Source organism: Psychroflexus salarius, from assembly GCF_900129035.1.
Lineage (GTDB): Bacteria > Bacteroidota > Bacteroidia > Flavobacteriales > Flavobacteriaceae > Psychroflexus > Psychroflexus salarius.
The window spans coordinates 1-25,161 of the sequence record NZ_FQTW01000004.1 but is presented as its reverse complement, the minus strand read 5'-3'; the positions used below and the strand labels follow the sequence as shown (position 1 = coordinate 25,161).

The following is a 25,161-nucleotide window of genomic DNA, read 5'->3' as shown; positions in this document are numbered from 1 at the left end:
TTTGCAAAAAATTTAAAATGCAAAAAAAATCATCAAATTCGAAGCACAAACCAAAAGGTAATAAGAAGAATTTGAAGCAGGCTAAAGTAGACCAGCAAATAAAAGACCCTAATGCTGGTATGCGATTGAACAAATACATAGCTAATTCAGGCGTATGTTCAAGACGAGATGCCGATATATATATTAAATCTGGAAATGTTACAGTAAATGGCGAGGTTATTACTGAAATGGGACATAAAGTAAAACTTCAAGACGAAGTAAAATTTGACGGTCGTAGAATAAATCCAGAACCTAAAGTTTACTACTTACTTAATAAGCCAAAAGGCGTTTATTGTACCGGAAGTTATAAAAATAATAATACAACCGTTTTAGATATGGCAGCAAGAGTAACTAAAGCTGCGGTAAAACCTGTTGGTACATTAGAAAGTTCTGCGCTTGGTTTAATCTTATTAACTAATGATGGTACTTTAGCCAAAAAGCTATCTAATTTAAAAAGTGGTATACATCAACTTTATGATATTGAGCTTAAAAAACCTTTAGATTATGTTCATCTTAATCAGATAAAAGACGGGATTATTATTGAAGGTCACAAAGTATATATTGATGACATTAGCTATGTTGAAAATAAATCTAAACATAATATTGGGTTAGAATTGAGAAGTCAGCGACCAAAAATTGTACAGAAAATATTCAAGAAATTAGGTTACGAAATTGTAAAGCTAGATCGTGTGATGTATGGTGATTTAACCAAACGAGATTTACCTAGAGGTCGTATGCGTGAGTTAAATAAACAAGAAATAATTAATCTTGGGATGTTATAGTTCCCTATTGAAATATAAAACTAAAAACCGCCTCAATTTGAGACGGTTTTTTTATTTATAGAAGAAAGATTTTAAAAACCAAACTAATCTTTAAAAACGCTTCTTGAAATAACAATTTTCTGTATTTCAGAAGTACCTTCATAAATTTGAGTAATCTTGGCGTCTCTCATTAAACGTTCAACATGGTATTCTTTAACATAACCATTTCCGCCATGAACTTGAACGGCTTCAGTAGCTACTTCCATAGCCACTTGAGACGCATATAGCTTTGCCATTGCACCAGATAAGTCGTAATTATTGCCCTGATCTTTATCCCAAGCCGCTTTCATAACTAAGTGTCGCGCTGCTTCAATTTGAGTATGCATATCGGCAATTTTAAAAGCGATAGCTTGGTGATTCATAATTTCAGTACCAAATGCTTTACGTGTTTTAGCATATTCTTTGGCTAATTCATAAGCGCCAGCAGCAATACCTAAAGCTTGTGCTGCAATACCAATTCGGCCACCTGAAAGTGTTTTCATGGCAAACTTAAAACCAAAACCATCTTCACCAATTCGGTTTTCTTTAGGAACTTTAACATCATTGAAGTTTAAAGAGTGCGTATCACTCCCGCGAATTCCCATTTTTTGCTCTTTTGGGCCAACTTCAAAACCTTCCATGCCTTTTTCAACTATAAAAGCATTAATACCTTTATGCTTTTTTTCACGATCGGTTTGTGCAATCACTAAATAAATATCAGCAGAATTACCGTTAGTAATCCAGTTTTTAGTACCATTAATTACATAATGATCACCTTTATCAATAGCAGTTGTTTTTTGAGAAGTAGCATCACTTCCAGCTTCAGGCTCGCTTAAACAAAACGCACCAATCTTTTCGCCAGTGGTGAGTTGAGATAAATATTTTTCTTTTTGCTTAGGTGTACCATAAGTGTCAAGTCCCCAACATACAAGTGAATTGTTAACAGAAACAACAACAGAGGCAGATGCATCTACTTTAGACAATTCTTCCATAGCAATCACATACGAAATCGTATCCATTCCGCCACCACCATACTCAGGTGAAGCCATCATTCCCATAAAGCCTAATTCGCCCAATTGTTTAATCTGAGCTTTTGGAAATTCTTGTTTCTCATCACGTTCAATAACGCCTGGTAATAATTCGTTTTTAGCAAAATCACGCGCCGCTTGACGAATCATTTCATGCTCTTCAGTTAGTTTAAAATCCATCTGTATTAATCTCATTTTGTTAATAGCACAAATATAATGAGAACTACCGAATTTTCAGTGTTTATTCGTTATTTTTACGAATTGTTAAATGAAATTGATTTTTAACCTAAGATTTTGGAAATACCTCAAAATAATTATCATGTCCTAGGCCTGATGTCTGGAACTTCACTTGATGGTTTAGATATCGTTGAAGTCCTTTTTACAAAGGCATCAAACTGGAAGTTTGAAATTTTAAATGCTAAAACTTATTCATACAACACCTCTTGGCAAAAGCGATTAGCCGAAGCACACCGATTATCTTCAGTCGAATTACAAAAATTATCTGAAGATTTTGCAGAACTTTCGGCCAGATACTGCCTTGATTTTAGGTCTGAATTTAAGTGTGGTAAGATTGACTTTATTTCGGCTCATGGTCACACGGTTTTTCATCAACCTGAAAAAGGCATTACCTTGCAAATCGGTAATGAAGCTTTATTAGCTCAGTTAACACAATTGCCAGTAATTTGTGATTTTAGAGTGCAAGATGTACAATTAGGAGGTCAAGGTGCACCATTAGTGCCAATTGGTGATCAATTACTGTTTCAAGATTATGGTGCCTGCTTAAATATTGGTGGCTTTGCAAATATATCTTTTCAAAGTGATGGAAAGCGCGTTGCTTATGACATTTGCGCTGCTAATAAAGTTACTAATTATTATGCACGACAACTCAACTTAGATTATGATGTTGATGGTAAAATAGCTGAATCATCACCAATTAATACAAGATTATTAAAACAACTCAATCAGCTGAGTTACTTCAACCAGTCGCCACCTAAGTCTTTAGGTTTAGAATGGATAGAAGCTCAGGTTTTTCCTCTAATTGATTCATTTTCGCTTTCACCAGAATATATTATAGCCACTTTTACACATCATATAGCTCACCAAATTACCGAAAACACTAAAGACTTTAGCAATGTATTAATAACAGGTGGTGGTGCGTATAATAAATATTTATTCAAATTACTTCAACAATTCCTAAAAGATAAATTAATTTTACCATCGCATAATTTAATCGATTTTAAAGAAGCCTTAATTTTTGCGTTTTTAGGGGTTTTGAAACATAGGAATGAAGTTAACATTTTGGCTGATGTGACAGGTGCCAAACATGACCATTCAAGTGGTGTTTTATTTTATCCTTAAAATAACTAAAACAGAATTTAATTAACCAATGCCAATTGATATAATTTGGCATATTTAACCTAACAAATACAATTACATGAAAGAATTGCTCGAACAATATGAAAGTAAATTACCAGAAATTGTTTTTCACTGGAAAGATTCTGAAACCGAAGCTCAAGGCTGGACAGTTATTAATTCACTTCGTGGTGGCGCTGCAGGTGGTGGAACTCGTATGCGTGAAGGATTAGATAAAAATGAAGTTTTATCACTCGCAAAAACCATGGAAATTAAATTTACGGTTTCTGGTCCTGCCATTGGTGGTGCTAAATCAGGAATAAACTTTGATCCAAGTGATCCTAGAAAAAAAGGCGTACTTGAACGTTGGTATAAAGCAGTATCACCATTATTAAAAAGTTATTATGGTACAGGTGGTGACTTGAATGTTGATGAAATTCACGAGGTGATTCCTATCACCGAAAGTTGCGGCGTTTGGCATCCACAAGAAGGCGTGTTTAACGGTCATTTTCAACCAACTGAAGCCGACAAAATTAACAGGATTGGTCAGTTACGTCATGGTGTGATTAAAGTTCTTGAAAACCCAGATTACACACCAGATTTACTTCGTAAATACACAGTTGCTGATATGATTACAGGCTTTGGAGTAGCCGAAGCTGTTAAGCATTACTATTCAATTTATGGTGGTGATGTTAAAGGAAAAAAAGCTATTGTTCAAGGCTTTGGTAATGTAGGTTCAGCGGCGGCTTATTACTTAGCATCAATGGGCGCAAAAGTTGTCGGAATTTTAGACCGTGCAGGTGGTTTGATTAATGAAGGTGGCTTTAGCTTTGAAGAAATAAAAGAACTCTTTTTAAACAAAAATGGTAATACTTTACATGCTGAAAATTTAATTCCGTTTGATGAAGTTAATACTAAAATTTGGCGTCTCGGTGCTGAGGTTTTTGCACCATGTGCAGCTTCACGTTTAATTACTAAACAACAAGTTGACGCAATGATTAATTCTGGTCTTGAAGTGATTTCATGTGGTGCTAATGTACCATTTGCAGATAAAGAGATTTTCTTTGGCCCTATCATGGAATATACCGATGCTAAAACAAGTTTAATTCCTGATTTTATTTCTAATTGTGGTATGGCTCGTGTTTTTGCTTACTTTATGGAGCGTAAAGTACAGATGACAGATGAAGCCATCTTTAACGATACTTCAATTACCATTAAAAATGCAATTCAAAATACTTATGATAATAATAGCGATAAATTAAATATTAGTCGTACTGCATTTGAAATTGCACTTAATCAACTTTTATGACTTATTAAATGACAACATTTATTATTTTAATTTTCGTGATTGGCTATTTAGCCATTACCCTTGAGCATCCACTCAAACTTGATAAAGCAGTTCCAGCCTTACTGATGGGAACTTTAATGTGGGCGCTTTTATCGATTGGTTTTAACCAATCCTGGTTTGATGTGATAAACTATAAAGGTGAAGTTTTTAGTCTAGCTGAAGGTTATAGCGAAACTGAAGCTTATGGTTTTAAGAAAAACCTCATGCATCATTTTAGTAAAATTGGTGAAATCCTTTTCTTTTTAATCGGTGCAATGACTATTGTAGAAATAGTTGATTTACATCGTGGATTTGGCATCATAAAAAAAGTTATCAAACCTAAAAGTAAACAGCGTTTATTATGGGTTCTCGGAATTTTAGCCTTTGTTCTCTCAGCGATTATAGATAACCTTACAGCAACTATAATTCTAATTACCTTATTGCGAAAAATATTAGCAAAACACCAATATCGCGTCTGGTATGCCGCAATGATAATTATCGCCGCAAATGCTGGTGGCGCTTGGTCTCCAATTGGTGATGTGACTACGACTATGCTTTGGATTGGAGGTAAGGTCACAGCCGTAGGCCTATCTGAATACTTAATTATTCCTTCTTTAGCATGTTTTGTAGTCCCGTTTTTTATAGCGACTAAGTTGAAACCATTTCGAGGAAGAGCTATTAGAAAAGAACTTATTATTGATGAAGACACTGAACGCTTATTGAGTAGTAAAACCATGCTTTATGTGGGTTTAGGAGCAATTGTATTTGTGCCTATTTTTAAAATGATAACAGGTTTACCGCCTTATCTCGGGATGATGTTTAGTCTTGGTTTAGTTTGGCTTGTGTCTGAATATGTTAAACCAGTAAAAAACTTACCTTCAAATCAGAAGTACCGCTACTCAACTCATAAGGCATTGTCTAAAATTGAGTTTTCTAGTATTTTGTTTTTTCTAGGAATTTTACTGGCAGTTGCAGCGCTTGAAAGCTTAGTTTTTGGAAGTATAAGCGGTGTTGAGGTTGGTACGCTTCGTTATGCTGCTGAAAGTATTTCAAACGCTATCCCGAATATGGATGTCGTAGTAATTTTACTAGGTATGCTTTCAGCTTTGATTGACAATGTCCCAATGGTTGCAGCAACAATGGGTATGTATACTTTCGAGGTAGATAGTCCTGTGTGGCATTTTATCGCTTACTCAGCAGGTACAGGCGGGAGCTTGCTTGTAATTGGTTCAGCTGCAGGTGTAGCTGCCATGGGAATCGAGAAAATTGATTTTATTTGGTATCTTAAAAAAATCACTTGGTTAGCTTTGGTTGGTTTTCTGGCAGGTGCAGGTATTTTTGTATTTATTGAATATTTTTTCTACAACTAAGATAAAAATCTAAAAGTTAACAATTAAATTTTAAATTTGACGTTATTACACAGAAGCTATTACTTATGATTTACACGATTTTACAAGAAGTTTCTTCAGAACAAGCTGAAGGTGTTTCTGAAGAGAAAACCCTATCAGTAATCGATTTAATTTTTAGCGGTGGCGCTGGTGGTACAATTATTATCGCCATTCTTGCTGTCTTGCTTTTTGTAGCCTTTTACATCTATTTTGAACGTTTATTTGCCATCAAGGCAGCTTCAAAAACAGATAAAGATTTTATGAATAAAATTAAAGATAACGTTACAAATGGTAATATTGAAGCGGCTAAAATGCATTGTGCTCAAGAAAATTCTCCTGTAGCTAGATTAACAGCTAAAGGTATTTCCCGTATTGGAACTCCGCTTGAAGATATTAATACGGCTATAGAAAATGCCGGGCGTTTAGAAGTCTACAAATTAGAAAAAAATGTAAGTGTGCTTGCAACTATTGCTGGTGCAGCACCAATGATAGGATTTTTAGGGACAGTTATCGGTATGGTTTTAGCGTTTTACGAATTAGCCACAAGTAGTGGGCAAGCTGAAATGGGCTCGCTAGCCGAAGGAATATACACAGCCATGACAACAACAGTTGCGGGTTTAATTGTAGGTATTATTGCTTACATTGCTTACAATCACTTAGTGGTTAAAACGGATAAAGTTGTGCATCAAATGGAAGCCACTGCAGTCGACTTTTTAGACTTACTTAACGAGCCTACTTAATTCTAACTTATGAATTTACGCGGAAGAAATAAAGTTAGCCCAGAATTTAGCATGTCGTCTATGACAGACATCGTGTTTTTATTGCTGATATTTTTCATGCTAACTTCGCCAGTAATTACGCCAGAAGCTCTTGATTTAATTTTACCAAAAGCTAAAGGTAAAACAACCAATAAGCAAAATGTGTCTGTAAGTATCACAAAAGACTTGAAATACTATGTTGATGGAGAGCAAGTGCCGCTTAAAAATTTAGAAACAGCTTTAAAATCTAAGTTAAATGGCGTAGAACAACCGACTGTTATTTTAAGAGCAGAAAAGGATGTAATTTTACAAAAAGCGGTCGACGTGATGTCTATTGCTAATGACAATAAATACAAACTTGTTTTAGCCGTAAAACCAAACTAAATTGAAGTTCCTTAAAACAAAACACGAGCGTAAATCATTTATTATTACCACTGTAATATATGCTATTATTTTGGTCTTGATGTTTATGTTTGGATTTAAATATTTTGATCCACCAAAAGAAAAAGGAATTGCCGTTAATTTTGGTACAACCGATTTTGGTGCAGGAGAAGTTCAACCTCAAAAACCTATAAAAACCGCACCTGTTCAGGATACTCCAGAACCAACGCCTGTAGAAGAGGCAGCATCAGCCATAGAAGAGGAAGAAGTCATCAACCAAACTACTGAAGATGCGCCTGTAATTAAAGATGATAAGAAAGAACAACCAAAGGAAGTTCAAAAAGAAAAACCAGAAAAGCAACCTGAAGAGGTTCAGCCTAAAAAAGAACCTAAAGAGCAAGAAGAACCAAAAAAGCCTGAGCCTAAACCTAAGCCAAAACCTGACAAGTCAGTAACAGATGCTATGGAAAGTTTGATGAATGGCCCTGAAAATAATGGTCAAGAAACCAATGGTGAAGGAAATGATACTTCTGGCGGAGATAAAGGCAACCCTAATGGAGATCCTAATGCTAAAAACTATTATGGTACTGGTAAAGGTTTAGATGGTGATGGTAATTACAGACTTGGCGGTCGTAAAGCCTTAAATAAAGAAAAATACATTCAAGATTGTAATGAATCTGGTGAAGTCGTGGTACGTATTGAAGTTGATCGTAACGGTAAAGTTATTCGTGCTATTCCTGGACAAAAAGGAACAACCAATACTAGTCCTTGTCTATTAGAGCCTGCTAAACGTGCTGCATTAGATACTCAATTTAATAGTGATACTAATGCACCTAGTAAGCAAGTTGGTTTTATTACATACGTTTTCAAACTCTCTGAATAACTGTGATGACCTATCAATATTGCATAGATTGGTTATTTCAACAATTACCAATGTACCAATCTAAAGGTGCTTCAGCCTATAAAGCCGATTTAAGTAATAGCTTAAAACTTGATGCCTACCTCAATCAACCACATCATTCCTTTAAATCAATACATGTTGGTGGAACTAACGGTAAAGGTTCAGTAAGTCATATGCTAGCTTCAGTATTACAAACTCAAGGCTATAAAGTTGGTTTGTACACATCACCACATTTAAAGGATTTTAGAGAACGCATTAAAGTTAATGGACAATGTATTTCAAAAGAAGCTGTTGTTGAGTTTGTAGAACAGCATCAAACTTATTTTGAAAAACAAGCGCTGTCCTTCTTTGAAATGACGGTTGGCTTAGCTTTCGATTACTTTAAATCACAAAAGGTAGACATTGCCGTTATTGAAGTCGGTTTGGGAGGTCGCCTAGATTCTACAAATATTATTTCCCCAATTCTATCAGTTATTACCAATATTGGTTTAGATCATACGCAATTTTTAGGTGAAACACATGCTCAAATCGCTTCAGAAAAAGCGGGAATTATTAAGCCAAAAACACCAATTGTTATTGGAGAAACGCAACTTGATACTGAAACTATTTTTAAAGCAAAAGCCAAGGCTGAAGACGCACCAATTTATTTTGCCAATCGGTTGAAGTTAAAAGTTCCAACAACAGATTTGCAGGGTTATTATCAACATCATAACGCAACAACAGTAGTTTGTGTTCTAAAGGTGTTGCAAGAACATTTAGGCTATAAAATTTCAAATGAAAACTTAACACAAGGTTTTTCAAATGTAATTAAAAACACTGGTTTATTAGGACGTTGGCAAATTTTAAGTGAAAATCCCAAAATTATAGCAGACACTGCACATAATTTTGAGGGTTTAAGTTATGTTATTCCACAATTACAAAAGCTAGATGCAAAACGGCTACATATTGTTATTGGAGTTGTTAATGATAAAGATTTGTCTCGTATTTTGCCTTTATTTCCACGTGATGCAGAATATTATTTTGTTAGCCCAAAAATAAAACGTGCCTTAGTAGCTCGGCAACTTCAATTAAAGGCTAAGGCGTATCAATTGTTAGGAGAAACTTACGCAAGTGTTCAAGCCGGTTTGTTGGCTGCTAAATCAGTTGCCTACTCTGATGATGTTATTTATGTTGGTGGCAGCACGTTTACAGTAGCCGAAGTTGTTTAAAGTCCAGATTAATTAAATCAGAAAAAACTTAAGTTTATATTTTGAGATATTAAAAATAGATTTATATTTGCATCCGCAATAGCGAGGGTGCGTAGCTCAGTTGGTTCAGAGCATCTGGTTTACACCCAGAAGGTCAGGGGTTCGAATCCCTTCGCACCCACAAAGCTCAAGCTTCGGTTTGAGCTTTTTTGTTCTTATCGGGTCATTAACTCAGTTGGTTCAGAGTGTTACCTTGACAGGGTAGAAGTCACTGGTTCGAATCCAGTATGACCCACATCAAGCAGAGTCCCAATATCTAGGATATTGGGATTTTTTATTTAGGAGTGCTCTAAAGCTGTGCTTTAAGAGGACGGATAAGTAAAAATCCCTAAATTATGCGATAGCATAATTGGGATTCTATTTGCAGGAGTGGGCTTCAACTCTGGATCATAACAATAATCCAGTATGACCCACATCAAGCAGAGTCCCAATATCTACGATATTGGGATTTTTATTTGGGAGTGCTTTAAAGTTCTGATTTACGAAAGCTAATGTTTTCCGCTAAGTTTTATGTCGTGAAAGAAATTCGTGAACATGCTATTGTGTTAACGGCTTTAAGTATTTTAAATCTTTTTTTAACTTTAAAGTTATATATAAGTAATATTAGTTGTTTCATATTAGTAATTCGTTCTATAGAATTTCTAAAAATTAGAAAACAGTCTATTTTTTATACTCAACAATAAGACTGATCAAAATCTATTATACTAAAAATCAATACTTTATATTACTGGTACAACTTTGGCTATTAGGTCCTAAAAAAATATAATGAGAGTAGCTATAATTGAAGATTGCGATATTACAAGATTTTTACATGCGACTTTAATCAAAGACTTAGACTTAACTATTAATTTACAGCAGTATAGTTCTGGTGAAGATTTTTTGAAAGACTTAAAGTCTGATCAAATTGATATGCCCGATATCGTATTGACTGATTATAACATGGGCCAACTAAATGGTGTTGATGTTATTAACGAGTTAGCAAGTTTCTGCTCTGCTCATCAAATCACACATAAATTTCGTTCATACCTTGTGAGCGCTAATGTTGATGTAAAATCTATTTTAGATGATTGTGATAAGGATTTCTGTCAAGGATTTATACCTAAACCATTAAATAGTAAGCGTTTAAAGGATATTATTAGTGCAAAGCATGGTGAATATCGCTTGAGAACGGCTTAATTTTTGCCTGATTGATGTTTATTACTTATGTTTTTTTCAAGCTTTATTAGAGCTATTTTAATAAGATTGCTTTGATATTCTATGACTTCTAAGTCATCCGAGTTTTCAACTAGTTTTATTTTTTCTAAAAGTTCATCAAGCATTAAGTCTGAAATACTAGGCTTAATTTTGTGCAGGGCATTTTTAATCAAGCTTACATTTTTACTAAGGTATGCTTGATCTAATTTTGTTACTGTTTCTTTTATAAGTATTTGGAAAGTGCTAAGTAATTCGTCTATGAAATTTGAATCTCCAGCTGCTATTTCATTCAAATTTTTGAGGTTATAATCGATATTGATTTTAGGGTCTTCATTTTGCTCTGTATCTTTAGGTTTATTAACAAAAATACTGGTACAGGTTTCTAATAATTTTTTTTCTGTAAATGGCTTCGTGATGATTTTGTTAATGCCTTTATTAATGTAAGAATCTAAATCAGTTTTAAATACATTTGCTGTTATTGCTATGATTGGCGTTGTTAGGCTTAATTTATTTCTTATTATTTTTGTTGCCTTAATGCCATCCATTATTGGCATTTGTATATCCATTAAAATTAAGTCATAAGTATTATTTTTTTCTTTAAGTGCTTCTATTGCTTCTAGGCCATTTTTAGCTAAACTGATGTTGGCTTTTTCTCTTTCTAAGATTCGTTTTGCGATTAAGGCATTCATCTGGTTGTCTTCTACAAGGAGAATGTTTTTCTCTCTAAGTAAATCAAATTTTTTATGCTCTTTTTTCTTACGACTTTGTTTTTCAGCAGTTTTGAGGTTGAGAAAAAGTTCAATTAGAGTTCCTTTATTCTTTTGAGACTCAATTTTTATTTTACCATTAAGTAAGTCTATAATGTTTTTAGAAATGGGCATACCTAAGCCTGTGCCTGAGTTTTCATTACTGTTTTTTTCTCTTGAGAATTCTGAAAAAATGTCATTGAGAAATTTCTTTTCAATGCCAATGCCATCATCTTTAATACTGAAAAGTACATCAACGTAATTTTCATTTTTTTGCAAGCACTTAACACTAAATTTAACACTTCCATTATTTGTAAATTTAAGGGCGTTATTTAGAAAGTTGACTAATACCTGAGAAATTTTAGTGGCATCAGAATGAACATCTATATTGAGTTGCTCATCAAAATTAAAGAAGTATTGATTATTATTTTTCTTTGCTAAGAAAGCTAAAATTGTGAATGTGTTTTGACAGAGGTCTTTTAAGTTAAAGTTGCTGCTATCAAGACTAACCTTACCTGCTTTTATTTTAGCTAAATCTAATACGTTATTAACTAAGTTTAGAAGATAAGAAGATGCGTTGATGGTTTGGTTGAGGAGTGTTTTTCGATCTTCTGTTTTGTTTTTGTAGTTAATGAGTTCGTTAATATTTCCATTAATAACATTTAATGGAGTTCTCATCTCATGACTGATGTTTGCTAAAAACTTTTCTTTTTCATTGGCTGCAACTTCAGCAACTTTTTTAGCTTTTATAAGCTGCTTCTCTAATTTTTTTTGCTTTGTATTGTCAATAAAAGCCCCTATTATGCCTGTTTTTTCTCCGTAAATATTATTTTTTGTCCCTAAGCTAATTAAAATACTTCTTTTAAATCTATCTTTTGTAAATGCATCTAATTCTAAATTTAAGTTTTGATTTGGTTCTAATTTGTTTAAGGCGCGCATTAAATAGTCTTGATTATCGACAGGTATAAATTGCTCAATAGCATTTTTCCCTTCTACCTCATCAATGGTGTATCCAAATAATTTGGTGGAGGTTTCGTTTATAAACTCTACATTAAAGTGATTGTCGACTTCAATTAAACCAATTTCTACATTTTCAAGTAAGGATTGGTATTTTTGCTCTTGGTACTTTAGTTTTTCTTGAGCTTCTTTTCTTAATTGAATATTAACTAGTAATTCTGCGAAAAGTTGAAGCAGGCTTTTTTCTTTATTAGTATAAGTTCTTATTTGTTTAACTGAATCAAACCCTACAAAGCCCATTAAATTAGATTTGTAAACTAATGGTAAGGTAATAAGACTTTTAATGCCCTGAGATGAGAGTATATTTTTTAAGCAATATTCACCACCGTCAGGCAATTTAGAGACGTCTTCAACAACAAAGGCTTGACCTAGTTTATGCTTATTAATCCAATCTGGAATTTCAGATGTAGGGATATTTTGTAAGTTATCTATTTCAGGTGATATGCCTTCCGAACACCACTCATAGGTGTTAGAAGATGTTTTTAATTCTTTATCGTAATTAAATATGTATGATCGGTCGGCATTAACAAAAGCACCTATTTCTGTCAAGGAGTTTTGTATATTGCTTTCTATGTCTTTTAAATCAATATTGACATAGGTAGAGGCCATTTTAATCAGTAAATTTTGAATGGCTATTTCTTGATCGATTTGTGTTTGAATTCTGTTTTTTTCTTCAGCAATTTCAGCATTTTCAAGTGCATTCGCGTAAAACTGAAAAACAGGGATTAAACTCTTGCAAAAGTTTGGTGAAATGGGTTGGTTTCTAACTAAAACAAAATATCCGAAATTGGTTAGTTTAAATATCGAGTAATGTAATTTATTAATTCTTGAGCAGCAGAAATAAAGTTCTTTTAGACATTCTTCTTGAATAATGTGCTTTACTTGTTCTAAGTCTAAATCTTGTAAAAATGCCTTTGGAAACACAGCACCACTTGCCACATTAATTTTATCTTCTTCTAGTATAAAAGCAGAAAGGCAGTTGAGTTTTTTAACATAAAAAGGTAAAGTTTCTTTAAACAGTGTTTCTTTACTAGTTGCTTTTATGGCAAACGTAAGTTCAAGAATAATCTCTTTTTCATGTATTGGATTTAACATTTTGCAGTGGTTACAATTTTATTGAACATTTCTAAGTAGGAATCACCTTGATTAACAATTTCACCGATTGAAAAGGCACCAATTAGATTGTTTGGTGCGATTTTATTGAGTTCTAAACTAATGTTTTCTTGATGAAATAGTTTTCTAGAGATACAGTTAAAACAAATGGCGTTCTGGTTTTTATTAATTCTTATAGCTTTGGTTGAATTTAACAAACCTTCAGAAGTACCGAACATAATTTTAATAAATTCGCCTTCCTCAATTTTGTCAACAACTAAAATGCCTTCTCTTTTCGTAATTCCGTAAGGATCTCTAATAATTAGTTCGCTATCTAATCTAAGCATTCCTAGTGGAAATTGTTTAGCGACTTCAAAAAAGTTAGTTTTATTAATATTTAAGTTATATTCTGAAGCGATTATTTGCTGATAAACTTTAAAAGCTGGCTCCCAATTGATCGATATAATTTCATTACCCACACATTCGGTTACCTTGTAGATATTATCTGAAGATTTCCAACCGTGAGCATAGTTAATTTCAAGTTTAGATTTTAATTGAAGGATTAAACCTGAATTTGAGGCAAAGCCCTTATTGCTTACAATTTCTTGACCTTTATTTTTAGAAATTGATCCACAACCAGCGCCAAAGTAGTTAACTGTATTGCCAAAAGTGTTATACAAGCTTTTTAAAAAGATAGTTTTATCTGTGCCAAAAGCACTGACTAGAGTAAAAATAGATTTTACATCATTATTATGTGAATTTGTTTTGAGCCTGTTTATTGTTTTGTTTAAATCTTTGGGTTCTAAATCTAAAGGTAATAGGCTTGCGTTTACAATATCAGGCATAGCAACTAGTATGAAGCCATTATCACTTGCTTTAGAGTTATAAATTAAACTTGGGAATGTACCGCCATAAATTTCTAATTGGTGGTCATTAATCATGCCTAGATATTCAGCTCTAAAATCATCTTTTATTAGGTCTGAAACTAAGACTAGAGCTTTAGTTGTACCATTGTTGTTAAATTGCTTTAAAGCCTTTAAAAGTTGTGCTTTGTTTTTAATTAAAAAGTGCATCTATTTTAGTATTATTCTTTTTTGTTTGGCTAAGTGATATATGGTTGAAACACCAATATTAAGTAGTTCGGCTACTTGTTTAACGTTAAAGTGATACTTTTCTAAATAATACTGAACTATTTCGTCGGTGTGTTCTTGCAATGTTTTTTCTTCGCTAATAAATGTTCTTGTCTTATTGGGAAGCCTAATGTCATTTTTTTGAATTGTATGGTTTTCGCATAAAACACATGCTAATTCTATTATAGATTTTAGTTCTCTAATATTTCCAGGAAAAGGATATGATTCTAGTTTTTTTAAAGCATTTGTTGATATAGAAGGTACTTTTTTATGATTTTGTTTTGCAAAAATTTCTTTAAAATGAAGGCTTAGTAATTTTATATCTTTTTGGCGTTTTCTAAGCGGTGGTAGTTGAATAGGAAACCCATAAATTCTATAAAATAAATCTTCTCGAAAGTTTCCGTTTTCAATTTCAGTTCTTAAATCTTTATGTGTTGCGGTAATTAATTTAAAATCTACGCTAATTAATTTACGGCCACCAAGTCTTCTGATTTTTCGTTCTTCAAGAGCTCTTAGTAACTTCGCTTGCAATTCAATTTCTAATTCGGCTATTTCATCTAAAAAAAGTAAACCTTTATGTGCTTTTTCAAATAAGCCGGCTTTAGATTTTTCTGCTCCCGTAAAGGCGCCTTTTTCATATCCAAATAATTCACTTTCAATCAAGTTAGATGGTATAGCAGAAACATTTATAGACACAAACTCACCAGTGATTTGTGTGGCATTTTTATAGATACTTTGTGCAACCAGTTCTTTTCCTGTACCAGTTTCTCCAGTAACATGTATATTAATGTTTGTTGTAGCTGCTTTCTTAATATTTTGTTTTAGAATTTTTATATCTATACTTTCACCAATTATAGTATTGTCTTCTTTAACTTGTTTTTTTACTTGTGATTTTAAAGATTTAATTTCATTTTTTAGCTGTCTTTTTTCTTTAATATTTTCAACAGACTTCCATAAGCTATTTTTTAAATGCTCTGTTTTAATAATATAGTCTCTAACCCCAATTTTAAATAAATCAACTACGTTTGTGATATTTTCTTGGCCACTTATTACTAAAATATCTTGATGTGGGTTTTGTTTTAAAATTTCATGAATTAATTGTTTTCCATTCATTTTAGGCATTAAAAAGTCAACACAAATTAAATTGGGTTGGTTTTTAAGCGCGCTTAAAAGTTGAAAGGGGTCATCGAATAAAGTAACATCGTGATCAGGATTCATACTTAAAATGTGCCGTATTTTCTTTGAAGACCAAGGATCATCATCAATCACAAAAATTGAATAAGCCATATGTTAGTTTATTATGCGAAATTTTAAATATCAAAACTAAGCAATTTCTAAAATATAGAAACGATTTATAAAAAATAGATCGCATCTTAATTTTAAATAACTGAAAATCAATTTAATATGTTTAGGCAGTGGTTTTGCTAATATTGTTGTGTTGAAATATTTCTCCTTATAAAAATTAGTCTTTGTATGATTTATTACCTGATTTCGATTTTTGTTTTAGCTTTTTGCAGACTCTACTATATTGGTTATAAAGATAAAGACAGAGCGCTTTTGTCTATGAATCATCCAAGCCAGAAAGATGACGGAAAACAAAAGCTTTCATAGGTTTGAATTATAGTAGTTCTGCGTATTAGTATTCTGCAGAATATTTAATTCCATGTTAGATTTTGGTTTTTTGAAAATTATCAAGTGTAGTTAAATCTAAACTTTTACGTAAAATTTATTCAAAATAATTGCTTTAATTTTACTATTATTGCTAAAAAATCCCCAAAAATGTTTTCAAAACAATATCTTCTTGTTTTATGCTTGTTAATTTTTACTTCTACTATAGTAGCTCAGGATATTGATACAAAGTCTATTTATAAATATCAAAAAGACGCTTTTAGACTTATATTTAAGCAGCCTAAGCGAGCGATTAATATTACTGATAGTTTAATATCTATACATAATCATTGGCCAGATTCTTTAAAGGCTAATAACTTTAAAAACAAAGCTATACTAAATGCCATACAAAATGATTTAGACACCGCCTTGTATTATTTTAACTTAAGTCTAGAACATCTAGATCCAAAACAGCCTGAATATCCAAAAATGCTTAATAATATTGCAGTTGTTTACAAGAAACAAAATAGATTCCAGAAAGCTTTTGAAGTTATAGAACTAGGCGATAGTATTGCAAGGGCAGAATCAAACTATAATGCTTTAGCACTGCTTGCTGGTCAGAGAGCAACTTGCTACACAAGATTACAAAACTTCAACTTAGCTATTGATTTTCAAAAACAAGCTATTGACTATTTTGAAAAAAATAAGGCTAGTCGAGAAGAATTAATTATTGAAAAGCACAATTTAGCAAACCTTTACATGGAATCTGGCAATTATACTATCGCCAAAAAGTGTTTTAAAAGCTTAATACCTAAGTTAAAAGACATTGATCGCCAACAAACCTATTATTTAGCTCAACTCAATTTAAGTAAATGTGAGATTAAATTAGGTAATTACCGAATAGCTGATAGCCTGGTTATATTATCAAAGTCAGGTTTAAAAGAATTTAATAATACTAACTTCTTGAGTTATGCAGATGAGTTAAAAGCTGAAATCTTAGTTGAACAAAAGCAATTTGATGAAGCTAAGCAACTTTATCAATTTATTGTAGATAAAGCCTTTTTAAACAATAATGAACGCCTATATGATATTGCTAGTAAGTATGTAAAAGTCTTAATAGAAACTAATAACCTTCAGCAATCAAGAGCTTTTATTAAGAAGATTTTAAATTTTTCTCAAACCAACCCTACTAGGAGTTATGGTTTAATCGATCAGATAGAATTTTTTAAACAAGTGTCTTCGCTAATTTCTCCAGAAAATATAAATGATCCTAGTTTTTATGCATTAAAGCGACTTTCTGTTTTGCAGGACTCTCTACATCAACTTTCAAATTTTGCTTTAAAGCGACAATTAGCTTTAGAGTATGAAAAGCAATTAGCCGAAAAAGATAACATCATACTTTCCAAAAAAATTAGTAGCGAAAAGGACAAAAATTTTATATTAATATTCTTTGCATTATCGGTTACGCTTATATTGCTATTTATGATCAATTATTTTCGTAATAAACAAAAAATAGCCCGATTAGAAGATTTAAAAAGACAAAGAGAAGAAAAGCTTTTAAAATCTAAACTAAAGGCTGAACAAAATTTAAATGAATTTAAAGAACATGAAATAGAAAAGCAAAAGGCTGAAGTAATGGCTTTAACTGTTGAGCGAACTAAGACAATTAATAAATTTATTGAACTCTCCAAAGAATTTGATAAACAGACCCAAAAAAAAATAAGCGAAAAGATTTCTCAAGTCACCAAAACCGACAAATACTGGGATCACATTCAGCAAAAGTTTAAGCGTTTAAATCCGCACTTTGTTAGTCAATTAAAACAACTTTATCCTAACATCAGTAATTCACAAATAGATTTCTGTACTTTAGTAAAAATGCGACTAGACAATAAAAGAATTGCAGATATACTAAACATCACCCATGAATCTGTGATTACAAAAAAGTATAGAATAAAGAAAAAAATGGGTCTTGATAAAACAATAGATTTTACATCTTACATAGAATCTTTATAAAAATTACATTATTACTTTTCCTACTTATTTGAGATGATCTCATCTAATTTTTTTCCTTCATAAAATGTTTTCATAAAAAATACTTAGTACATCTGCAGATGAAGCTTGTTAAATATAAGTCTGTTGACAATGGTTTAATTATCTGATTTTCAATTAACTGTATTTTAAATCTATAATTTGTCTATATCTAAAATTGAACTGTCTATAATTAATCTATGCTGTAAGTTGCGATTTATTGCTATGTCTATAGTTTATTTGTTCCATATACTTATAAAACCTAATTATATGAAAAACATTTTAATTACAGCAATGTTATTTGCTACAGTATTTATTGGTTTTGGGCAAACCAAAAATGCAACAGATAAAACTATTATTTCAGGTCAAATTGTTGATTACCTGCCTAAAATCTTAAATGATTTCAAAGTAGATAATAGAATTGTAGTTGTTGATAAAGAGTATTTTGAACTGATGCCTAAATCTAAAATAGTTGATTTAAGAAGATCATCTGAAGGTTTATCAACATTTTTATTAGTTGAAGTATTTTATTCTACATATCAAATAAGTTATTCCTTCTATAAAAATGATAGACTAATTAATAGAATTTTTAAAAATTACTAACCTATGAAAAAAATTATCTTCACATTATTATGTTTAGTGTTTACTTATTCTGTTGCACAAAACTCAGCAGCATACGTAAGTAATACCTCTCAGCCTTGGGGTCAAAACAGCTTGATCCAAGGTATGGATGAAATTTACCCTTCAGATTACACGCACTATTTTTATAATTCAGTCGATGCTAGTGACGTTTTCGTTTCAAGTAGAAATTTTGTTTTTGTTGAAGGAGGTGATTCTGACACGTCGATGATGCTTAATTTTCTTAATAGTAATATGACTTTAATTGAGTCTTGGGTAAACAATGGCGGAATACTTTTTATAAGTGCTGCAACGAATGAATATTTTCCTAATAATCAATTTTCTCCTGGTTTTGGTATAACATCAACAAGGATTTTGATAAGAAGATCAGAACCATTCAATGTAAATCACCCGTTTTACACAGATACTGAATATACCCCAATAATAGCTGATGAATATACTGGGAGCTTTATTGCTCACAATGTTTTAACAGGTCCTGGTTTAGACCCTATCATTAAAGTTTCAGACCAAGATGCTAATGCAGGCGCTGGTAATGTATTTGCTGAAAAAACCATAGGTAGTGGTAAGGTGTTGTTTTCAGGAATGACTACGCCTTTTTTTCTGACCAATGCAGGTTGGCAACCTCAACCTCAAATGACGAATATGTTATATGCTATGATAGACTATGGTAAGTCTTTAGGTTTTTCAGCTTCTGTTGATAATATTACATACACATCTGGAGATTTGACAGCGCAAACAACTCAAGACTCTCAAACTTATTTCCTAGTAGTTGAAGCAGCAGCTACAGCACCTACTGAAAGTCAAATTATTGCTGGTGTAGATTATAATGGAGTTAACGTACTTTTTGAAAATAATATTTCAACTACAGCCAACACCCCTTTTGTAGAAAATATTACAGGTTTAACTTATGGTACAGATTACACTGTTTACTTTGTGTCTGAATTTGATGATGGTTTCGGTAATCAAGTTACAAGTGAAATATCTTCAATAAACTTCAGCACCTTACCCAACGATACACCGGTAGTTTCCGCCATAGATGATTTAAGTTTTTGTGTGGGTGAGACCTTTGCTCCGGTTAATTTCACGGTGAGTGATGACTTTCCTGCCACACCGCTAACGGTGACAGCAGCTTCATCTAATCAATCATTAATTCAAGATGCTGGCCTAACAATTTCTAACTCAGGTACAGACTATCAATTAACATATAGTTTTGTTTCAGGAGCAATAGGTTCTACAGACATTACCATCACTGCAACCGATGGTGAGGGTGAATCTACCACAGAAACCTTTGAGATAGCCCTTAACCCGAGTGCTTCAATTACGGCAACGCCGGGCAGTACCGATGCTTTAAATAGCGGATTTGCTTATGTGGTAGATCCAGGTATTACCATTGTTCAAGATCAATCCATCAGCGAGCTTAGAGTAAGCATTACTAATGTGCAATCAGGCGATAATTTAGAAGTAGGCATGACCTTACCAGCAGGAGTGACAAGCTCATTTGATGCAACCACAGGCGTTTTAAGTATATCAGGAAGTATGACCGATGCCGAAGCACAGTCGATACTTCAGGCGGTTAAGTTTAGTACAACGAGTACAAATTTAAGTAGCCGTGATATAGAGTTTACCTTAGGAAGCGCTCAACCTTTAGAAGATAACGGTCATTTTTACGAATTTGTAGCCGACCCAGGTATTACTTGGCAAGACGCAGAGACAGCAGCGAGCAATCGCAGTTTATATGGTTTACCAGGCTATTTAGCCACGGTGACCAGCCAAGCTGAAAACGACTTTATTTTCGCTAAATTAGCTGGAGAAGGTTGGATAGGTGCGAGCGATGCAGCTACTGAAGACCAATGGTTATGGGTCACAGGCCCAGAAGCGGGTACACAATTCTGGCAAGGTGAAGGATCTGGTAGTGCTGTAGGTGGCGAGTATAACAATTGGAGTACGAATGAACCTAATGATTCTGGTGGCGAAGATTATGCCCACTTTAGAACAAATGGTACCTGGAATGATTTTGCCTTTGACAATTCGAGTATAGACGGTTATGTGGTCGAGTACGGCGGTTTAACCGATGAGTCTTGCGTACAGCTGTCAGATATAAAAACCGTAACTATAGAAGATGCCGAGGTGGTTTGTACATTTGATGTAGATATCACCAAAACAGATGAAACTTGTGGGAATTCTGGTGATGGTACTGCAAGTGCTAATATAAGTAATGGCACCGAAACCGATATCTTCACTTATGAATGGACAGGTCCTAACGGCTTTACCGCGAGTACAGAGACGATAACCGGTCTTGAGGAAGGGATATATAATGTGACAGTGATCAACCAAGAAGGTTGTATAGCAACCTCAAGTACAGAGATAATCGAATCGATTGAGGTGGCTATCGATGTTCCAGAATCAAGCTATGTTCTTGCTATTAATGAGGCCATTACGCCGATACAGCCAACAGAAGTTCCTGATGGTAATACCGTATTTAGTATTACGCCAGAATTACCAACAGGCCTAAGTTTAAACACATCAACAGGCGAAATTTCGGGAACACCTACAGTAGCTCAAGATGCTACGGAATACACCTTAACAGGAACATCAGTAACCGGTTGTACAGATACAGCTATCTTTATATTGGGAACGAATACAGACCCAGAGATAGATCCGGTGTCTGATATCACTGAAAATTGTCCGAACACAGACGCTGTGGTTGATGTAATTATTTCAGATAATGAAACCGCAGCTGATGATTTAATACTAACAGCGACTTCAAATAACACTTCGTTATTGAATACCTTTGATATTACAGCCACTGGCGCAACAAGAACAGTGACCATGACCCCTGAAGCAGATCAGACAGGAACCGTAACGGTTACTTTAAGTCTCGAAGATGAGTTTGGAGCAATTGTTCAATCAAGTTTTGATGTGACCTTTATAGAAACAAGTCCTGTAGCGGTTACTCAAAACATAACTGTGCAATTAGATGAAAGTGGTCAAGTCTCAGTTGATCCTACAAGTGTTGATAATGGTTCATACAATTTCATAGAAGATTTAAACGATTCTAATAGTTTTCAATTTTATTTGAATACATCTGGAAATATTGGGGTTTCAAAAATTGACAATAATTCGTTTAACTTTACATATTATACAAGTTTTAATCGTGCTAAGTTTAATATTGTTTCAACTTCTCCTCAGAACCAATCTATAAAAATTGGTGATCCTGTTTATTTCAAATATACCGGTCATCAATCTGGAACACAGGTCACTCAGGATATGAGATTATATGAGTCTGGATTCTTCTGGATCTCAGGTTCAAATAATTATAATGAATCAAATTCTACTTTCGTAATAGAGCAAGATGGATTGGTCGCTGGAGATACATTTGATCCTACAAAACCATTTTATGTAAAAAATCTTGCTTCTGGTAATTATATGAGTGAAATTGGAAATTGTTGTGGTTCAAACACAGGTATAACTTCTACTGCTAGTCTTGAAAATGCTGTGCCATATACCTTACGATTTGCAACTGACCCAGAATTAGACTGTTTGGTCACTTTAGATTACAGTTTAGATACTACAGACTTTGATTGTACAAACGTTGGTGTTAACACGGTAACTTTAACGGTGACTGATGTCAATGGCAATGAATCTTCAGAAACAGCGACAGTTAACGTTGAAGATAATATCGATCCAACAGTTTTAACGCAAGACATTACAGTTGAATTAGATGAAAACGGTGAAGCAAGTATTACAGCCGACCAAATTAATAATAGTAGTAGTGATAGTTGTGGTATTGAAAGTTTAGTATTAGATACAACAGAATTTGATTGTTCTAATGTTGGAGCTAATACAGTAACCTTAACGGTAACTGATGTTAATGGTAACGAATCTTCAGAAACAGCTCTTGTTACAGTTGAAGATAATATCGCTCCAACGGTTATAACACAAGATATCACGGTTGAATTAGATGCTAATGGTGAAGCGAGTATTACAAAGACACAAATTGACAATGGTAGTACTGATAATTGTAGTATTGAAAGTTTCACTTTAGATGTGACTGAATTTGATTGTTCTAATGTTGGAGCTAACACAGTAACTTTAACCGTTACTGATGCAAATGGTAACGAATCTTCAGAAACAGCGACAGTTAACGTTGAAGATAATATAGATCCAACTGTTGTAACACAAGATATTACAGTTGAACTTGATGCAGAAGGTCAGGTTGCAATTACTCCTGAAATGATTGATAATGGTACAACTGATAATTGTTCGTTTGAAGCTTCAGTTTCTCCTTCAGTTTTAGATTGTTCAAATATAGGCGCTAATGAAGTGACTTTATTTGTAACTGATACATCTGGTAATCAGTCATTTTCTACTGCCACAGTAACGGTTCAAGACAATACTGTTCCAACGGTTCAAACGCAAGATATCACGGTTGAATTAGATGTCAACGGTGAAACAAGTATTACAGCCGACCAAATTGATAATGGTAGTAGTGATAATTGTGGTATAGAAAGTTTAGTATTAGATGTAACTGAATTTGATTGCTCTAATGTAGGTGCTAACACAGTAACTTTAACCGTTACTGATGTTAATGATAACGAATTTTCAGAAACAGCTCTTGTTACAGTTGAAGATAATATCGATCCAACTGTTGTAACGCAAGATATCACGGTTGAATTAGATGAAAATGGTGAAGCGAGTATTACAGCCGACCAAATTGACAATGGTAGTAGTGATAATTGTGGTATAGAAAGTTTAGCTTTAGACGTCACTGAATTTGATTGTACAAACGTTGGTGTTAACACGGTGACCTTAACGGTGACTGATGTGAATGGTAATGAATCTTCAGAAACAGCGACAGTAAGCGTTGAAGATAATATCGATCCAACGGTTGTAACACAAGACATTACAGTCGAATTAGATGAAAATGGTGAAGCGAGTATTACAGCAGACCAAATTGATAATGGCAGTATTGATAATTGTGGTATTGAAAGTTTCACTTTAGATGTGACTGAATTTGATTGCTCAATGGTCGGTGAAAATACAGTCACTTTAACGGTGACTGATGTGAATGGTAATGAATTTTCAGAAACAGCGACAGTTAGCGTTGAAGATAATATCGATCCAACGGTTGTAACACAAGACATTACGGTTGAATTAGATGTAAACGGTGAAGCGAGTATCACAGCAGACCAAATTGATAATGGTAGTAGTGATAATTGTAGTATTGAAAATTTAGTATTAGATATAACAGAATTTGATTGTTCAAATGTAGGAGCTAACACAGTAACTTTAACAGTTACTGATGTTAATGATAACGAATTTTCATCATCAGCAGTAGTAACTGTTGAAGATAATATAGCGCCAACAGTAATTACTCAAGATATTTTAGTAGATCTCGACGATAACGGCGAAGCGAGTATTACAGCCGACCAAATAGATGCTGGTAGCAGTGATAATTGTGGTATAGAGAGTTTAGTATTAGACATCACAGACTTTACGAGTGCAGATGTTGGTGAGAATACGGTAACTCTAACAGTAACCGATGTAAACGGTAATGTATCCACTGAAACAGCAATTGTTACTGTAGGTGATAACATACCACCAGTAGTCATTACACAAGATATAACGGTTGAATTAGATGAAAACGGTGAAGCAACTATCACACCTGACCAGATTGATGCTGGCAGTACTGATAATATTGCTATTGCAGCGCTTGCGCTTGATACTTCTAGTTTCAATTGTTCAAACCTTGGAAACAACACGGTAAGCTTAACAGTGACAGATGTAAATGATAATCAAGCATCGGCAGAAGCTACTGTTACAGTCATCGATGTTATAGCACCAACTCTTGATATTCAAGATACTGTAACTGTGTTTTTAGATGAAAATGGCGAAGCAACATTAGAGGCTGAGACTGTCGATAATGGGAGTTTTGATAACTGTTCAATTGCGAGTATAGCTATATCTGAACCTATTTTCTTCTGTAGTGATGAAGGCGAAAACATTGTCACTTTCCAAGCGACTGATATTTCAGGAAACGTTTCTACACTTCAATTCGTGGTGAATGTTGTGAGCGAGTTTGATGATAATGACGGTGATGGCATTAAAGACAATTGTGACTCAGATGATGATAACGATGGTATTCCAGATACCGAAGATAACTGTCCATTAACATTCAATAAAGAGCAATTTGATTTAGATGGCGATGGTATTGGTGATCGTTGCGATGATGATATTGATGGAGACGGCGTTATGAATTCAGAAGATAATTGCCCAGAAGCCTATAATCCAGGCCAAGAAGACCGTGATGATGATGGTATTGGAGATGTGTGTGATTTAATGGAAATTAATGTGTCTGAAGCCTTTACACCAAATGGTGATAGCATTAACGATACTTGGATGATTTACAATTTAGAGAGTTATCCTAATACGTCCGTGAGAGTCTTTAATAAATGGGGTGATGAAGTCTTTAAGCAAACCAATTA

Annotated in this window: 16 protein-coding genes and 2 tRNA genes; 14 read left to right on the top strand and 4 right to left on the bottom strand. The window is 33.5% G+C overall.

All coding sequences use genetic code 11. The features are described from left to right. Positions 1 to 17: 17 nt before the first annotated feature. On the top strand, positions 18 to 821 hold the full coding sequence (locus BUB82_RS06150; RefSeq protein ID WP_073192734.1) for a pseudouridine synthase: 804 nt from the start codon (positions 18 to 20) through the stop codon (positions 819 to 821). 83 nt (positions 822 to 904) lie between these two features. Here BUB82_RS06150 and BUB82_RS06145 read toward each other — a convergent pair whose 3' ends face one another. Next, the gene (locus tag BUB82_RS06145) at positions 905 to 2,047 is read right to left on the bottom strand and encodes an acyl-CoA dehydrogenase family protein (RefSeq protein WP_073192733.1); all 1,143 of its coding nucleotides are present in this window, start codon (positions 2,045 to 2,047) and stop codon (positions 905 to 907) included. 114 nt (positions 2,048 to 2,161) lie between these two features. Here BUB82_RS06145 and BUB82_RS06140 point away from each other — a divergent pair, with 114 nt between their 5' ends. From BUB82_RS06140 to BUB82_RS06095, 10 genes are all read left to right on the top strand, one after another. After that, positions 2,162 to 3,226: an anhydro-N-acetylmuramic acid kinase gene (locus BUB82_RS06140; protein WP_317041050.1), complete on the top strand. Its 1,065-nt coding sequence runs from the start codon at positions 2,162 to 2,164 to the stop codon at positions 3,224 to 3,226. 76 nt (positions 3,227 to 3,302) lie between these two features. After that, positions 3,303 to 4,529: a Glu/Leu/Phe/Val dehydrogenase dimerization domain-containing protein gene (locus BUB82_RS06135; protein WP_073192732.1), complete on the top strand. Its 1,227-nt coding sequence runs from the start codon at positions 3,303 to 3,305 to the stop codon at positions 4,527 to 4,529. 8 nt (positions 4,530 to 4,537) lie between these two features. Beyond that, a complete protein-coding gene (gene nhaD, locus BUB82_RS06130; protein WP_073192731.1) occupies positions 4,538 to 5,917 on the top strand; it encodes a sodium:proton antiporter NhaD in 1,380 nt (459 codons plus the stop codon). 65 nt (positions 5,918 to 5,982) lie between these two features. Next, positions 5,983 to 6,675: a MotA/TolQ/ExbB proton channel family protein gene (locus tag BUB82_RS06125; RefSeq protein WP_073192730.1), complete on the top strand. Its 693-nt coding sequence runs from the start codon at positions 5,983 to 5,985 to the stop codon at positions 6,673 to 6,675. 9 nt (positions 6,676 to 6,684) lie between these two features. Then, positions 6,685 to 7,077, top strand: coding sequence for an ExbD/TolR family protein (locus tag BUB82_RS06120; RefSeq protein WP_073192729.1), 393 nt, complete (start codon positions 6,685 to 6,687; stop codon positions 7,075 to 7,077). Between the two features lies 1 nt (position 7,078). Continuing rightward, positions 7,079 to 7,957: an energy transducer TonB gene (locus tag BUB82_RS06115; protein WP_073192728.1), complete on the top strand. Its 879-nt coding sequence runs from the start codon at positions 7,079 to 7,081 to the stop codon at positions 7,955 to 7,957. A gap of 5 nt (positions 7,958 to 7,962) precedes the next feature. After that, entirely contained in the window at positions 7,963 to 9,183 is a 1,221-nt protein-coding gene (locus BUB82_RS06110; RefSeq protein WP_073192727.1) for a bifunctional folylpolyglutamate synthase/dihydrofolate synthase, read from the top strand. 85 nt (positions 9,184 to 9,268) lie between these two features. Next, a tRNA-Val gene (locus BUB82_RS06105) sits at positions 9,269 to 9,343 on the top strand. A 39-nt stretch (positions 9,344 to 9,382) separates the two neighbouring features. After that, positions 9,383 to 9,457, top strand: a tRNA-Val gene (locus tag BUB82_RS06100). A gap of 530 nt (positions 9,458 to 9,987) precedes the next feature. After that, positions 9,988 to 10,398: a response regulator gene (locus BUB82_RS06095; RefSeq protein WP_073192726.1), complete on the top strand. Its 411-nt coding sequence runs from the start codon at positions 9,988 to 9,990 to the stop codon at positions 10,396 to 10,398. On the opposite strand, the gene BUB82_RS06090 is transcribed toward BUB82_RS06095, so the two are convergent. The 3 genes from BUB82_RS06090 to BUB82_RS06080 are packed head-to-tail and all read right to left on the bottom strand — an operon-like array spanning position 10,395 to position 15,688. Further along, entirely contained in the window at positions 10,395 to 13,274 is a 2,880-nt protein-coding gene (locus BUB82_RS06090; RefSeq protein ID WP_073192725.1) for a response regulator, read from the bottom strand. The genes BUB82_RS06095 and BUB82_RS06090 overlap by 4 nt on opposite strands. After that, positions 13,268 to 14,344 carry an FIST C-terminal domain-containing protein gene (locus BUB82_RS06085; RefSeq protein ID WP_073192724.1) on the bottom strand — a complete coding sequence of 359 codons (1,077 nt, stop codon included), beginning with the start codon at positions 14,342 to 14,344 and terminating at the stop codon, positions 13,268 to 13,270. Before BUB82_RS06085 ends, BUB82_RS06090 begins: the two co-directional genes overlap by 7 nt. Next, positions 14,345 to 15,688 (bottom strand): sigma-54-dependent transcriptional regulator, encoded by a 1,344-nt coding sequence (locus BUB82_RS06080; protein ID WP_073192723.1) that lies wholly within the window; start codon positions 15,686 to 15,688, stop codon positions 14,345 to 14,347. A 492-nt stretch (positions 15,689 to 16,180) separates the two neighbouring features. On the opposite strand from BUB82_RS06080, the gene BUB82_RS06075 reads away from it, so the two are divergent. The 3 genes from BUB82_RS06075 to BUB82_RS06065 all read left to right on the top strand — a co-directional run. Then, complete coding sequence (locus BUB82_RS06075) at positions 16,181 to 18,022, top strand: tetratricopeptide repeat protein (RefSeq protein ID WP_073192722.1); 1,842 nt, start codon at positions 16,181 to 16,183, stop codon at positions 18,020 to 18,022. 285 nt (positions 18,023 to 18,307) lie between these two features. Beyond that, on the top strand, positions 18,308 to 18,640 hold the full coding sequence (locus tag BUB82_RS06070) for a hypothetical protein (RefSeq protein ID WP_073192721.1): 333 nt from the start codon (positions 18,308 to 18,310) through the stop codon (positions 18,638 to 18,640). A 3-nt stretch (positions 18,641 to 18,643) separates the two neighbouring features. Continuing rightward, a partial coding sequence (locus BUB82_RS06065) for a thrombospondin type 3 repeat-containing protein (RefSeq protein WP_200796292.1) occupies positions 18,644 to 25,161 on the top strand: 6,518 nt, incomplete at its 3' end.

Excerpts from the sequence above, each read along its gene's own strand:
- nhaD (WP_073192731.1), top strand. The coding sequence starts at position 4,538 with ATGACAACATTTATTATTTTAATTTTCGTGATTGGCTATTTAGCCATT.
- BUB82_RS06075 (WP_073192722.1), top strand. The coding sequence starts at position 16,181 with ATGTTTTCAAAACAATATCTTCTTGTTTTATGCTTGTTAATTTTTACT.
- BUB82_RS06150 (WP_073192734.1), top strand. The coding sequence starts at position 18 with ATGCAAAAAAAATCATCAAATTCGAAGCACAAACCAAAAGGTAATAAG.
- BUB82_RS06135 (WP_073192732.1), top strand. The coding sequence starts at position 3,303 with ATGAAAGAATTGCTCGAACAATATGAAAGTAAATTACCAGAAATTGTT.
- BUB82_RS06080 (WP_073192723.1), bottom strand. The coding sequence starts at position 15,688 with ATGGCTTATTCAATTTTTGTGATTGATGATGATCCTTGGTCTTCAAAG.
- BUB82_RS06085 (WP_073192724.1), bottom strand. The coding sequence starts at position 14,344 with ATGCACTTTTTAATTAAAAACAAAGCACAACTTTTAAAGGCTTTAAAG.
- BUB82_RS06120 (WP_073192729.1), top strand. The coding sequence starts at position 6,685 with ATGAATTTACGCGGAAGAAATAAAGTTAGCCCAGAATTTAGCATGTCG.
- BUB82_RS06125 (WP_073192730.1), top strand. The coding sequence starts at position 5,983 with ATGATTTACACGATTTTACAAGAAGTTTCTTCAGAACAAGCTGAAGGT.
- BUB82_RS06095 (WP_073192726.1), top strand. The coding sequence starts at position 9,988 with ATGAGAGTAGCTATAATTGAAGATTGCGATATTACAAGATTTTTACAT.
- BUB82_RS06145 (WP_073192733.1), bottom strand. The coding sequence starts at position 2,047 with ATGGATTTTAAACTAACTGAAGAGCATGAAATGATTCGTCAAGCGGCG.
- BUB82_RS06090 (WP_073192725.1), bottom strand. The coding sequence starts at position 13,274 with ATGTTAAATCCAATACATGAAAAAGAGATTATTCTTGAACTTACGTTT.
- BUB82_RS06110 (WP_073192727.1), top strand. The coding sequence starts at position 7,963 with ATGACCTATCAATATTGCATAGATTGGTTATTTCAACAATTACCAATG.
- BUB82_RS06070 (WP_073192721.1), top strand. The coding sequence starts at position 18,308 with ATGAAAAACATTTTAATTACAGCAATGTTATTTGCTACAGTATTTATT.